Here is a 12,534-nt window from a genome sequence, read left to right as displayed (position 1 = left end):
CACCGCGCCGCAGAGTTGCCGGTCTGGCTGCACAGATACAATTGGCACCGTCCCCACGGGAGCCTAAAGTCCAAAACACCTATCAGTCGCCTCGCTCTAACCGAGGACAACCTGTTGAGGCTCCACACCTAGCTAGCCGGGTTTTTGAGTGGGTGGGCGGGCGTTCCGACGTACGTCCCTGGCGCAACAATGTGGTCAACTACAGTTGCCCCGGCTCCGACAATAACGTCATCGCAGATCGAAACCTTGTCGATGACCGTTGCGCCCGCCCCGATGAACACGTTCGAACCGATATGTGCGCGGCCCGCGACAGTTGCATTGACCGATATGTGAGAAAAGTCTGCTATCTTGCACTCATGCTCAACGATTGCCCCGGTGTTAATGATCACTCCGCGGCCTACTGTTGCGGCTGGTCCGACGTGGGCATGATGGGCCACAAGCGTGCCTGGGCCAACCTGAGCTTGGGTGCCTATGGTGGCGGTTGGAGATATGAGCTTCACGAGTAATGCACTTTGGTCACTGCACGCTGCTTTCCGGCCGAGATTGTCGCCGATGGCTGGAAAGACTTTCCAGCCGGGGGGCAGGATCATAGGTAAAATCGTGACGGTTGGAAAACCTGCGAAGCGCTCATCCCTTCGCGCGTTCGCATCCACGAAAATCAAGTCTTTGACGCCAGCGGCTAGTGCAACATCGGCTACGCTGCGCGCATGCCCGCCAAAGCCCAGAATGTAGATGCCGGCTTCAGGCGGTGATGTCATCTTGCCGCTACCATCTGTCGGGCCGCTAGTTGGTCTAGTAACTCGAGATGCTCTTCGACAACATTAGCCCACGACCGCTTTGCCAAAACCTCGTCGTAGAATCTCCGCTGCAGTTGATAGAGGCTGGCGCGGTTCTGAATGGCCCACGCCATTTTTTCGCCCAACCCTTGCCAATCATAGGGGTCGAAAAGTGACGCCTCGCGCAGCGCCGGGTCCTTTATTATTTCGCGCGTTACATCGATGTCTGCCAAAATCGCTGGAGTTTCGACGGACAACGCTTCGGTGAAGGTGAAGGGCATGCCACCCTCAGACAGGCTAGGACTCACCGCTAAGTCCGCCATCTTATAGCAAGCGGCCAGTTCCGGCTCTGTCAATCCGTGAACGCACAACACATCTGCTAGCAGATTGTGTTCTCTCAAGAATACTCTCACACTCTCGTAGTGACTGAACCCAGTTAGAATGAGCTTGTGCCCCATCCTTCTTTTTCGAAGGAGCCACTCGTAAGCGCGCAGCAGCGTTATCACGTTTTTGGAAGGGCGAAATTGGCTAGCATAGAAAATGAACTTTACCTTCGGGTTGCTAAAAGTACTTGCATATCGTTGATTGCTCGCTTTCCGGATGGCTCCAAGCAGCAGCGTCTCAGCATAAGCACGCGCCGTCGCTTCATTGTCGGGGAAACCCGCGATCGAGATAGGACGGCTTAAGTCGTTCGGTGCGTGAGGTATCGTCTGGATTGCGGCCGGATCGACTCCAAATCTCTCAACCAGAATTCCGCGCTTAATGTGATCGCTGTAGGTGACAAAATTCTTGCCCTGGCGAATGGTGCGGGCCACGGTTTGGTAGGCGTGCTGCATTGGAACCCCACCGAGTTTCGCAAAGCCGACCGGGAATTCTGCGAGGACAACGTCGGGCACGCAGGTCAGGACTGGCGCTTTCAAATCCGCTACTCTCGGCCAGAAAGCTGCTGGTGTATACCAGGCGCTGATGTCACTTTGTTTGTTACCGCTTTGAATCATCAACGCGGTTTCCCGCTCCAGCATCCCTTCATAGAGCTTGAGACGGAGGCTCGAGGGCGACACCCTGCTAATTGAGATCACACTTTGCCAAGCCGACCTGCCCGCCTGTTTCAACCAATAGCCCGTCAAGCTTCGGCTTCTTTTTACAAGCCGCGTTCCGAGAACGAGGGCGGCAAGCGGGATCGCCATCGATCCGCAATAGAAGGCAAAAGCAGCCATGGCCGTGAAGCTGCGTGTGCTTGCGATGCGGTCCCTCAGCCATTCGGCATGTGCAAAGGTTGCAGCATAAAGCCTGTCCCGAACCGTCTGAAAGCGTCTACGACGTTGCTTGATTCTCCTTCGACGCTGCAGGAGTTGATAAACTCTATAAAGCAGCGGCGTCTGGTCAGGACCGAGGAAGCTATGCGCCTGGCGGGGGATCTCAGCTTCTATACAGAGCGCAGCCAACGCATCACGCGACCAGCTCGGGCAAAGGATCACGAAGTGGGCGTCACCCCGAGCTGTGGCTGCCTTCAGAAACGAGGACAGATAACGCCCTAGCCCCTCTGTCCGAAGGTCAATGGTAGGGGCGTAGGCAATGAAAATGCCGTATTTTTTCATAGTAGTTCGCGGATAACATGCCAATATCGGGGAGCTAGCCGCTCGACACTTTGGTCTTCGAGTTGTTTCTCGGTCGCCAAAGAACGCCTTCGTTCCACCAGATTAAGTTCCATAGCGTGCAATTGAGCGGCCATGTCTTCAGCGTCTTCCTGATCCATGAAGCTGAGGCCGAGTTGAAATTGACGATCCATCTCGCGCATCGCCGGATAGTCGCTTGAGAGAGATGGAATGCCGTGGTGTGCGGCCTCAATGACGCTAAACGTGCCGTTGTCCAATTCTGTCGGGTGCCAAAGAAATGCAGATGTAGCGAGTTCCCTCCGATAACCTTCGTCCGACAGCTCACCCAGGAATCTCACATGCTGCCGAAGCGCGCGGCTACCTGCAACGACGCGATTGAGGCCTTCAAGATGCGGCAACTGGCTCTTGATGATTTCGCGCGAGCCGAAACCCGTCACGTGACAAGTCAGTTTGCCTTGGTAAGCCTCATAATAAAGCTGCAATGCGGCCAGCGCTCTACGGTGGTTCTTGTGCGCCGCCAGATTGGTTGTCCAGATGAAATGTGTGGCTTCATCGCCGTCGTTACGCTGCCGTACGGTCTTGCCCTTTCCAGGCACCAGCATTGGCACTTTGGTGAGGCGGCGAGGATCGACGCCCGCATATTGAAGAGCATCCTGCCGGGTGAAATCCGTCGTTACTAAGACATGATTGGCCAATCGGTTAGCCAGCAAGATCTGCTCATCGATATCAGAGACGCGATAGTGGCGCTGCAAATAGTCGAAGACAATAAGTAGTACTGGACGCATTGGTAATATTGGCAGTGATAGCCTATCCGAAACAATTATCCATAGGTCGCAGTCGCCAAGCTGCTTTACTCCGTCGTCTGCCACCAAATACTTCTCATAGACGGGCTGCCAGTCAGAATGACCATCGAACAGCATTGCGGTCTCTGCTTCTGCCTTATCCAAAATGCTCCAATTGAACGTCCTGGTAGTCACGGACGGAGGCAAGTCAGACCAATCCTTTGCGGAATACGCAGAAGGTAGATCAAGATGGAGCAAGACGACTTCCGCAGATTCCCCGGCTTGCTCGGCGCCACTGGAGACCGCCTCGGCGAGCAACTTCGCAGCACGCAACGTCCCGCCGCGATAAGCGATGGGTAGGATGATCGCTATCCGCTTTTTTCGTGTCGGCAGAGCGATTTGCGAAGCGCTGGCGACCTGCAGTCGCTGAATGACGTGCGTGAGATTTCTCCGCCAGGTATTTTCGAGACTATTCGGCCTCATAGACTCGAGCAGCACACGCTGACTCGTCCGGATCTCGTCAATCAGGCGTGCGTCTCCCTGCAGCAGCCTCTGGATCTTGGACCTTGCCTCAGCCACTGTTCGCGCCCTACCAGGGAGGCCAATTCCCCCGAGCTTGTCGAGCATACCGTCAGCCATGAACACCAATGGCATGCCAGCGCGTACCGCCTCAAATGGATGGTAGTGAACATGACGTGGTTCGCGGGAATGATAAAACATGACCCGCATTTGCCGCATATTGAGTTCGTGCGCCTCCTTGGGGACAAAGCCAAGCACGTTTGGATCGGCGACGGCTATCGGTTGGCTTCCTCCGATCGCATAGGGCAAACCGGCAAATTCGCGCGTGAATTCTTCGAAGATGGCTCGATAATAGGGATTAAAGCCGATGTCCGGACAAACAAAGAACACACGGCCATCGCTGCCGGTCCATCCCTCCTTTACGTCCGTCGAAGGTAGGCCGAGTGGGAGGTAAACGGATCGCCTTCGTATCAGCTCGTCCTCGACCTCACGCAAGTCTTGATAGGCTTCGCCGAACCAAAAACGATCTCCCATCCTCTCGATAGTTTTGACCCCTTCGGTAAAATGCTTGCGAATGTTCGAGTAGCTATTGGTCCGCTCGAGGCCGTAGGCCCGCCATATGGCAGCCCCTTCAAAATGGGCAGATATACCACCCAGCGCTTCCGCAGTGTGAACAATGAAAAAGAGCAAAGAAAAATGGCGGTTGGCCACCGCCCAGGCGTCGCGCCCTGGATTCCCATACCAATCTGCCGCGTTTAGGACGGCAAGATCGGTGGCCGGTATCGTCAAGTTTTGATCTTCCGAGAAGTCTATCGATGCGCTACGGAAACTCGGATCGACGGGATGTATCTTGGGAAGAAAAATCTCATTAAATCCGCATGCTTTGAGCATTGGGACTTCGAAACGGCGAGCCGAGGTGTGGTTCAACAGCCACATAACCCTAGGCATCCCCGTTGCGGCTAACTTCTCTCCGGAAATCGGGCGGGCTTCAGATGAGATGTCTATCAATTGCGGAACACCTCGCGATACCGCTTTTCGAACAGCCTGCATCCGAAGTCATAGAGCTCAAAATCGTTCGAATTTAGAGCACGAAGACGGGCCTGCGCCGCCGGTGAGAGGTGCACCTCCGATTCCCTCGATCTGTTTTCACGCGTCTCGGGGACAGCGTAGGGTAGGGAGTTCTTGAAGTTAGCCCGAAACAGCCTGATGGAGTCCTCAAATCGTTCGACGATTCCGAAAAAACGAAAGACAGTCTCGAGATTGCGTTTTGCGCTGTCTAGCATCCCAGGCCTGTCAGGGGCGTCAGCTAAATACCTGGTCTGCACGTCTCTGATGTGGCCCTCGATGTAGAGATTGGGGGACATAATAAACTCTTCGAGCGTTGCCTTCTGCGAGAAACGAAGCGCGTCGACCTGATAGGGTTCCATGACGTTCAACCAGGCTTCCGTAAGATTGCTGGGATTCGACCACGACTTCCACTGGGAAATCGCCCTTGCCAGGGGGTGCCGTAGGAAGGTGACGAATGTGAATTTCCTGCCGGTTGCCTTTAGTAGGAAATAATCATAATGCCCCCAGTAGAGCTGATACGAGCTGCGCTCATCTCGGGTCATCGCCATGTCGCCCATAAACGGCGGCGCTACTCTGGACTGATCAGCAATATTCCCTATCAGATATTCAATGAACGCCGTCCCGGCCGTCTTGGGGATGTGCACGAAAGCGATGGGACACTTTGGGTTCTGCAAATCTTCTTGCGCAGGACTTTGTGGAAGATTGAAGAGAGCTTTCATTTCGAGAAATTCTCTTCATAGAACTTGATCGCCTGTTCGATAGGAGCGTCTAACATGATATGTCCGCCGGCCAAGACAAGCCCGCGCTGGCACAACTGTCCTACGGTAGTCAGGTCGTGGCTGGCGAGGATCATGATTTCGGACTGTTCGACCAAGCTCATGATTCTAGCTCGAGCCTTTCCCATGAAACGAGCATCCCCGGCTCCAACGACTTCGTCCAGAAGAAGAATGTCGCCTCCCACCGACGTCGAGACCGCAAACGCCAAACGAACTTGCATGCCCACGGAATATGTCTTGAGCGGGTAGTCGATGAACTCACCAAGGTCGGCGAACTCGACTATCTCAGCTTCCATCGATCGCATCGCCTTCGGTGAAAGGCCAAGCAGCAAACCCCGATAAAGAATATTCTCGCGGCCCGTGGCATCAGGCTCGAAGCCGAGACTCAGATCGAGCATTGATCTGACTGTGCCGCGAACCTCTCTGCTGCCTGACGAGATCGGATAGAGGCCGGCAACCATCTTGAGGAACGAGCTCTTGCCCGCGCCATTGTGGCCAAGCAAACCGATTCGCTCCCCTGGGTCCACACGCACAGAAATGTCCTTGAGTGCGTGGATGTCATTCAGATCGCACTTGCTCCTACCTTGGCTAACCCAGGCAGCAACCAGGGACTTCAGAGACCGCTCCCGGAAGGCCACCGATGCGTAGTGCAAGTTGACGTCTCGAAGACGAATTGTGTTTGTCATAGATAGAAAATCACCCGCTTTTCGCAGCGGCGCCCGACCAGAATGGCGATTACCCCGAGAACAATTATCATTCCAAGCGACCAGGCATAGTTCTCCAAGGTTGGCCACTGGCCGTGCAAGAGCGGAGCCCGCGCTATCTGCATTAGATGATAGATCGGATTGAAGTCCACGAGAGCGTGTAGATCTCCGTTTCGAAAGGTAGAGGGCTCAAAATAGATCGGAGACACAAACCACATGGCCTGCATGATCAGGCCCAAGGCGTGAGGCAGATCGCGAAATCGCGCCGCAATGTAGGCGGTGATAGTCGCTCCTGGCCAGCTAACAAGGCCGACAATCGGAAAGGTGGTAAGCGCGGCAAGCCAGCACCAGCCGAGATTCTGTGGCATCACGATAAGCACCCATCCAACCAAGGCGATGCTGGCCGTGGCTAGCACTATCAAGCCTGTCAAAGCGTTGCGCAGTGTATAAATTGCAAGTGGGTGTCGCGTCTGCTTGATATACGCGTCGGCCTGCACGAATGCCAATGAGCCTCCGATCACCGAACCCACCACATATTCCCACATGATCATCCCTGAGAGGATGTAGGGGGCATACTCAGTAATTCGCATGCCGAAGATTCGACTGAACACCAAAGACAATAGCAAAGTCAGCCCAAGCGGCTGGATCATGGACCAGAACAGGCCGAAGAAGGAGCGGCGCCATCGCGAGCGCAGATCCGACATCGAAAGGTGCCACCAGAAATAGCGGGCGGCCCAGATACCTCTAAGGTAGTTCACAAATTATCCTCAGGCGGCGCGCACGAACAGAATCTTGGGGAGAGATTACCTCCAAAAGGAGCGAATCGCAGCGCAAATCCTGCTGATCTGCTCCTGGCCCAATCCGGGGTAACTCGGGAGATTGATGCCGCGGGCGCTCAAACTCGCTGACACCGGAAACTCCCCTTCTGCCCGGCAATGAGGCATCGTGTGGGCCTGCGCGAAAAATGGCCGGGTTTCGATCCCATGTTCTGCGAGATACATTCTCAGGGGGTCACGATCTTGAGGGCGCTCCACAATCGCTGAGCACATCCAATAGGAGTGCGTTACGTCCCCTTTCGGCTCGTGAGTCCGCAGTGGAAGGCCAACCAATCCAACACGATAGGCACGTGCAACTTCAGCCTTTAGAGCGAGAATCTCGTGCGCCATTTCGAGCTGGGCCAGTCCGATTGCCGCTTGGATATTCGTCATCCGGTAGTTGTAAGCTAGGATATCGTGCCAATACTCACGAGTGGATGAGACCCCTTGGTTTTTGAGTCTGCGGCATCGTCTCATAATCTCAGGGTCGCACGTCGCCACCATGCCGCCCTCGCCCGTTGTGATGGTTTTATTGCCGAAGAAGCTGAAGGTAGCAGCGTGGCCGAACGTTCCGACATGGCGCCCGTTCCATTTGGTGCCGAACGCCTCTGCGCAGTCTTCAATCAGCAAAAGATCATACTTCCGGCAGGCGGCGAGGATCGATGTCAGGTCACATGGGTGCCCGTATAGATGGACAGCCATTATCGCCTTGGTTTGGGGTGTTACGGCCAGTTCCACTGCTACAGGGTCCATCTGCAGCGTATCTTCAACCGAATCCACGAAAACCGGCTTCGCCCCAGTTTGTAGGATCGTGTTCACAGTGGCTATGTAAGTCAAAGTGGGCACTATCACTTCGTCGCCCGGCCCTATCCCTAACGCATCAAGCGCCAAATGAATCGCAACGGTTCCGTTGGCGACGCTTGTCGCCTCGTTCACTCCGACAAATTCCGCGAACGCGACTTCGAACCGGGAAACGAACTCCCCGCGGGATGAAATCCAGCCGGAGTCCAGACAATTGTTGACGTACCTTGATTCGTTCCCGGCCAAATACGGCCGATAGACAGGAGTGGGCTCTGTACAAGTTTTGTCGAACGTGTCCGGGAAAATTGCGCTTTTCATCAAGATAAGGCCCCCGCGCATTTCGACTCTTAGCCTAGCGCCAAAGGATAAAGGGCTCAACAAGTTAGTCGAAGCTGCCTATTTTTTACACAGGCTCTTCCCGAGAGGACCGCGTTGCAGAAGTCGACAGGTTGCGACGCCTGAAGACAGCGCCACTGGCATCGGCGAGCACCGGGGACTTTAGCGTCGTCTTTCTCAGCCTTTTTGACGCCCGTCCTTGGCGAGGCTTTCCGGCCGAGCCCGGAGGAGTTCGCCAGTGCCGATCGGTGAGCCGCATAGTTTGGTGCCACCGTCGGATAGTCCCGCGTCTCCGACACTTTCCGGCGTTAAGCCTCGACCGCCGCCGGGCGAAACTCCACGATGTTTTCAGAGCTGCCATCGCGCCTGAAGCTCTCGCGCTAGATTTTCCTTTTCACTCTCGAGGTCCAGCAGCTTCGATCTCATGCTGGCCTTCTGCAGCCAACCCGAAGCGGTCGGTGTTTCCCGACTACGTCGTCTGCCTTGACGATGGGAAAAGAGCTTTATCCCTCAAGCGCTTGCCAAACCGCAAACCAGGAGGGGCGTCCAACGCTGTATTGATGGTAGCGGTGGAGCGCACTGCTGGTCTTGGTCATATAAGCCGGAAACGAAAAGTCCTGAATCGCGAAGAGCAACTGTCGGTCTGCCACGTGTTCCTTCTCCCAGGACTCCTTCTTGAGCCTGCCGGTCAGCGGGCGAGCGAACTTGACCGGCATTTGGTCCTTGAGATGGGCGATCTGCTACTCAGCTGTTTCCAGCGGCGGCTCGGGAACGACCCTGCCTTGATGTCGGAGTCGGATTGGCGGCCACTGGCCTGCACGTTGAATTCGCCGAACCGACTCGCGCGGCAGAAGTCGGCGCATGGATGCAACCATTCTCGTAGCCGAGCTCTGTGGAGGGGGCGAACGGGTATAGTTCCCAGACGCGTGCTTCGAACCCGGTCGTCAGGAGTTGCTCGACGAAGTTGCCATCCGCGTCTTCCTACCAGCACATCGTTGGTTCGATGATGCGATGATGCCTTGGGCAGAAGAGCAGCCAGGACATCAGTCTTTGTTTGGGTCGTTGCCAGAGTGCAATTTGGCACGGATAGCATTAAGCTCGGCTTGTCTCTTCTTGCGCTTGGCGTCCCTTGCCTTTTGCTCGGGAGTGGCGGTCCCGTTTGCTATGGCCGCTTCGTCGGCTGCTTCCCGCATCTGCTTCCTGAAGCCCTTTCCCTTGGCCATAGCCGGTTGCGGAAAGGTCATGGCGCTTACAATCAAAATGGTCAGAATCGTCAGTATTGCCTTTCTCATGTTCCTCCTCCTTCGCGTGTCGTACCGCAAGCTGGCCCAAGTGATCCAGCGCCAAGAACTGCTTGAGTGGGCCCGACTTCAATAACGACTCTTCGACCTTCTAATTCACCAATAAATTCATCAGGGACGCTGTCGTCGTTCCAGTTTGGCCGGTCATCCGAGAGAAGGACCGTATCAAAGCCTATCGTATATAGATCAACCACTCCATTCGTATGCCAGCTTCGCTCAGACAAGCACTGAAGCGCTCCAGAATGGCGTGACAAGACGAGTTGGCATCGTTGTATGCGCAGACCGAGAGAACTATCATCTCCATCCTCCGTACTTCCGCGCGGCCCAATGAGCAGTATGCGGTCCCTCAGACGTTGATTACGGCCTGCTGAAGAACGCCCGCCAAAGAAGGGAAGCGGTGCCAGAGGCTACTGCAAGTTGCAGATCCCCACATGCCCGCGATAAGGAGCACGGCCGCGCCAATGAGCCAAAAGGCGTCGATCCTCTAACCTGCAATCCGCAAGGCCGCCAGAGCTACGAGAACGATGATACCGAGGCCAGCGAGAAACCATCCCCATCCGACGTTGGCCAGGATCGGCACTCCGACCCAGATTAAGAACGCTGCCCACGCCGCGGCGTCGATCCGGCGGCCCAATTCACTTTTCGGCGAGGCATCGTGCCTTTCGCTCCAACGGTGGGCTATCGCTGCCCACGATTTTTCGTCGTCCAAAACTAGTCCTTGCCCGCGGCAGACGGTTCCGAGCCGTAACCATGGGCAGGGACATTGCCAAGGATGATGCTGGATTGTCTGACGCGACCAGGGTATCCGGGCCCCCGACGTCTGCGGACGCCACGTGACGGACGGGTTATGGGCGCAACCGCACGCCCACTTGGTCGCCTCAATGTCCGCTTTCAAGCGAACTGACCCGAATGACCGAGATCGGCGCAAAGCCGCTGTTTCGTATGTTGATTGCTCATTTCTCCAGCTCAAGTCCCGCCGGAAAATTTATGGGCAAACCTCGGCAGCGTTGACAGACAGCTGCGCGGAGGCTCGGAGAATGGTAGGCATCATCTCCTACGACCGCCGCGCAGCCTTTTCGGCTTCATCATTCAGCCTCTCAAGCTGCGATCGGCAGATCTTTTCGATCCGGTCTATCAGTTCGGCGACGCGTTCGGAAAGCCAACTGAGGGCCTCCTTGGTGATCTCGAAGTGCCGCGAATAGCGCGCCTTCACATAGGCCTCGTTGATGATGTTGAACCAAGCCACGAAGCGCTGGTGATCGCGGGGCCACACTTCCGCTAGATGCTGCGCCTGATCCTCCGCGAGCCCTCGGAGGAATTTGATGTTGTGGGACGGTGGGCTGTAGTTCGTCAAAACGAGCAGCAAGGTTGCGTAAGCTTGTTCGATCGACTGATGAAGCAGGAACGCAGCTTCCTTGGACTTGCCTTTGTGCGTGAAAAACTCGGCGCCCTCAGCGAACGTTCTTGCGTGAGGGAGACGGTCTGCGAAGTAATCCGTTGCTGCCCGGAGAGCGTCCGCCGGGCCAGCGGGAGCAGGATTTGCCAGCGGTTCATCGTCAAGCTCATAGAGCACGATCCCTTCGCGGCGGATGTCGACGAAGAAATACTGGCCCTCCTTGAGCGCTGTGTTCACCTCCCGGCGCGAGTGCACGATGAAGCTGACAGGGGTGTTCACCTCGCGCATCAGACGATCTGCCGCTGTGCGCCAGTAGGTCGCGAAATCCGTCAGCTTGCGGTTGTTGACCACGACCAGCAGATCGAAATCTGATCGATATCCCTTCCTGGTATGCGGCTCGTCGACCCAGCTGCCGCGGGCGTAAGATCCGAAAAGAATGAATTTGAGTATGCGCCCGCGCTTCTTGAAATCCGCTGTCCCGCCCTTCAGCGCGTCCTCGAATTCCTCGATCAGCACTTCCATGGTCCGCGCGAGCTCGCGCTGCTTCAGCGGCGGCAGGTGGTCGATGCTGGATTTCATAAGCAAGGGTCGGTCGTCCATCGGGCATGCATAACCGAGACAAAGCCTCGAATCCACAGATTGCCGTATCCGGCAGGGTCGATCAACATATTTGTTGCAACAAAAAGTAGCAGACTTACTAGACACATCTAGGAGAAAGTGTGAAGGTTTGCGCGTAGTACGAAGATTATGGGGGTTTTTGCGCAACCTGCCCGGGTCCTAGCCATATTTTTTGACGCAACAAATGGCGGATTAAGCATGATCATTCAGTCGGGAGGGGCATCCTGCATGAAGCCTTCGGTTCTTTTCTGGTCACAGAGTCCCGACCTTTATCTTCTGTTCAGTCACATCCTTGCCACCGAGGGCTTCAAGTCTGTGCTGGCAGGCGATGAGAATCTGGAACAACTGGCGGCGCAGCCATCGGTGGTGGCGATCCTTCTCGATACCGAAAACAGTTTCGAGCGCGCGTTGGAAATGTGCGGTCTGATCAAGGCCAACCAGGCAATGGCGCACGTTCGCCTGCTAACCCTGATGCCGGGTGGGAATGAACAACACCATCTGGACCTGCTGAGGGCAGGAGTGGACGAAACATTCGTCCGACCGACATCGCCTGGCAAGATCTTGGCATACCTGCACTCGGTCGTTTCGGGAGGTAAGGCCCCGAAAGCGCGGGGAGAAACGGGCATTTTCGATGTGTGGGAATTCAGTCTCGAGACGGGCAGGCGTCTTGTGAGGCACGGTTCCAAGGAGGTTCAACTCAGCCCCACTGAGTTCAGACTTCTGAGCCTCCTGCTCCAGGCGCCAGGCCGCGTCTTCAGCCGGTCCGAACTTATCAGCGCCGCGTGGCCACCCAACTATATCGTCCAGCCCCGAACGGTCGATGTCCACGTCGGGCGCTTGCGCCGGCTGCTCGAGCAAATGACCGGCCGGCCTATTATCCGCACTGTCCGATCGAGTGGATATGCGGTCGAGTTCGAATGAACGAAAGCTTTGCGTCTATTCACCGTCGCATGAAGTTGCAACGTTCGGTCGGCCGGAATTTCTAAGAGAATTGTCTTTGCCTTCGTTGAGGAAGGCGCGCGGCAA

General features: G+C 55.8%; 11 protein-coding genes and 2 pseudogenes. 2 read left to right on the top strand and 11 right to left on the bottom strand.

All coding sequences use genetic code 11. The annotated features are described in order from the left end of the window. Positions 1 to 132, top strand: a pseudogene (locus EN853_RS28035) (IS481 family transposase); the annotation flags it as partial. On the opposite strand, the gene EN853_RS28030 reads toward EN853_RS28035, so the two are convergent. The 11 genes and pseudogenes from EN853_RS28030 to EN853_RS27975 form a co-directional block, all read right to left on the bottom strand. Further along, positions 129 to 758 carry an acetyltransferase gene (locus EN853_RS28030; protein ID WP_127862204.1) on the bottom strand — a complete coding sequence of 210 codons (630 nt, stop codon included), beginning with the start codon at positions 756 to 758 and terminating at the stop codon, positions 129 to 131. The pseudogene EN853_RS28035 and the gene EN853_RS28030 sit on opposite strands and share 4 nt — an antisense overlap. Beyond that, positions 755 to 2,374 (bottom strand): glycosyltransferase, encoded by a 1,620-nt coding sequence (locus EN853_RS28025; RefSeq protein WP_127862205.1) that lies wholly within the window; start codon positions 2,372 to 2,374, stop codon positions 755 to 757. Before EN853_RS28025 ends, EN853_RS28030 begins: the two co-directional genes overlap by 4 nt. Next, on the bottom strand, positions 2,371 to 4,629 hold the full coding sequence (locus EN853_RS28020; RefSeq protein WP_245517213.1) for a glycosyltransferase: 2,259 nt from the start codon (positions 4,627 to 4,629) through the stop codon (positions 2,371 to 2,373). The genes EN853_RS28025 and EN853_RS28020 overlap by 4 nt, the downstream gene beginning before the upstream one ends. Positions 4,630 to 4,697: 68 nt before the next feature. Beyond that, on the bottom strand, positions 4,698 to 5,480 hold the full coding sequence (locus EN853_RS28015; protein WP_127862206.1) for a sulfotransferase family 2 domain-containing protein: 783 nt from the start codon (positions 5,478 to 5,480) through the stop codon (positions 4,698 to 4,700). After that, complete coding sequence (locus EN853_RS28010) at positions 5,477 to 6,223, bottom strand: ABC transporter ATP-binding protein (RefSeq protein WP_127862207.1); 747 nt, start codon at positions 6,221 to 6,223, stop codon at positions 5,477 to 5,479. Before EN853_RS28010 ends, EN853_RS28015 begins: the two co-directional genes overlap by 4 nt. Then, entirely contained in the window at positions 6,220 to 6,945 is a 726-nt protein-coding gene (locus tag EN853_RS28005) for an ABC transporter permease (RefSeq protein ID WP_127862266.1), read from the bottom strand. Before EN853_RS28005 ends, EN853_RS28010 begins: the two co-directional genes overlap by 4 nt. 99 nt (positions 6,946 to 7,044) lie before the next feature. Next, the gene (locus tag EN853_RS28000; protein ID WP_127862267.1) at positions 7,045 to 8,175 is read right to left on the bottom strand and encodes a DegT/DnrJ/EryC1/StrS aminotransferase family protein; all 1,131 of its coding nucleotides are present in this window, start codon (positions 8,173 to 8,175) and stop codon (positions 7,045 to 7,047) included. A 218-nt stretch (positions 8,176 to 8,393) separates the two neighbouring features. Beyond that, positions 8,394 to 8,477, bottom strand: a pseudogene (locus EN853_RS34820) (transcriptional regulator); the annotation flags it as partial. 219 nt (positions 8,478 to 8,696) lie between these two features. After that, positions 8,697 to 8,909: a hypothetical protein gene (locus EN853_RS27985; protein WP_127862208.1), complete on the bottom strand. Its 213-nt coding sequence runs from the start codon at positions 8,907 to 8,909 to the stop codon at positions 8,697 to 8,699. Positions 8,910 to 9,236: 327 nt separating this feature from the next. Beyond that, positions 9,237 to 9,485: a hypothetical protein gene (locus tag EN853_RS27980; RefSeq protein WP_127862209.1), complete on the bottom strand. Its 249-nt coding sequence runs from the start codon at positions 9,483 to 9,485 to the stop codon at positions 9,237 to 9,239. Between the two features lie 1,063 nt (positions 9,486 to 10,548). Further along, positions 10,549 to 11,469, bottom strand: coding sequence for a nucleotidyltransferase and HEPN domain-containing protein (locus EN853_RS27975; protein WP_127862210.1), 921 nt, complete (start codon positions 11,467 to 11,469; stop codon positions 10,549 to 10,551). A 267-nt stretch (positions 11,470 to 11,736) separates the two neighbouring features. On the opposite strand from EN853_RS27975, the gene EN853_RS27970 reads away from it, so the two are divergent. Then, complete coding sequence (locus EN853_RS27970; RefSeq protein WP_245517212.1) at positions 11,737 to 12,429, top strand: response regulator transcription factor; 693 nt, start codon at positions 11,737 to 11,739, stop codon at positions 12,427 to 12,429. Positions 12,430 to 12,534: the final 105 nt, after the last annotated feature.

Origin of the sequence: Mesorhizobium sp. M1C.F.Ca.ET.210.01.1.1, from assembly GCF_004791585.1 — a bacterium.
Taxonomy (GTDB): Bacteria; Pseudomonadota; Alphaproteobacteria; order Rhizobiales; family Rhizobiaceae; genus Mesorhizobium.
This window is presented reverse-complemented; position numbering and strand designations above follow the sequence as displayed.

What these genes read in the sequence shown, in the direction of transcription:
- EN853_RS28000 (WP_127862267.1), bottom strand. Translation starts at nt 8,175, where the DNA reads ATGAAAAGCGCAATTTTCCCGGACACGTTCGACAAAACTTGTACAGAG.
- EN853_RS28010 (WP_127862207.1), bottom strand. Translation starts at nt 6,223, where the DNA reads ATGACAAACACAATTCGTCTTCGAGACGTCAACTTGCACTACGCATCG.
- EN853_RS28020 (WP_245517213.1), bottom strand. Translation starts at nt 4,629, where the DNA reads ATGTGGCTGTTGAACCACACCTCGGCTCGCCGTTTCGAAGTCCCAATG.
- EN853_RS27985 (WP_127862208.1), bottom strand. Translation starts at nt 8,909, where the DNA reads ATGCCGGTCAAGTTCGCTCGCCCGCTGACCGGCAGGCTCAAGAAGGAG.
- EN853_RS28030 (WP_127862204.1), bottom strand. Translation starts at nt 758, where the DNA reads ATGACATCACCGCCTGAAGCCGGCATCTACATTCTGGGCTTTGGCGGG.
- EN853_RS28015 (WP_127862206.1), bottom strand. Translation starts at nt 5,480, where the DNA reads ATGAAAGCTCTCTTCAATCTTCCACAAAGTCCTGCGCAAGAAGATTTG.
- EN853_RS27975 (WP_127862210.1), bottom strand. Translation starts at nt 11,469, where the DNA reads ATGAAATCCAGCATCGACCACCTGCCGCCGCTGAAGCAGCGCGAGCTC.
- EN853_RS27970 (WP_245517212.1), top strand. Translation starts at nt 11,737, where the DNA reads ATGAAGCCTTCGGTTCTTTTCTGGTCACAGAGTCCCGACCTTTATCTT.
- EN853_RS27980 (WP_127862209.1), bottom strand. Translation starts at nt 9,485, where the DNA reads ATGAGAAAGGCAATACTGACGATTCTGACCATTTTGATTGTAAGCGCC.
- EN853_RS28005 (WP_127862266.1), bottom strand. Translation starts at nt 6,945, where the DNA reads ATGTCGGATCTGCGCTCGCGATGGCGCCGCTCCTTCTTCGGCCTGTTC.
- EN853_RS28025 (WP_127862205.1), bottom strand. Translation starts at nt 2,374, where the DNA reads ATGAAAAAATACGGCATTTTCATTGCCTACGCCCCTACCATTGACCTT.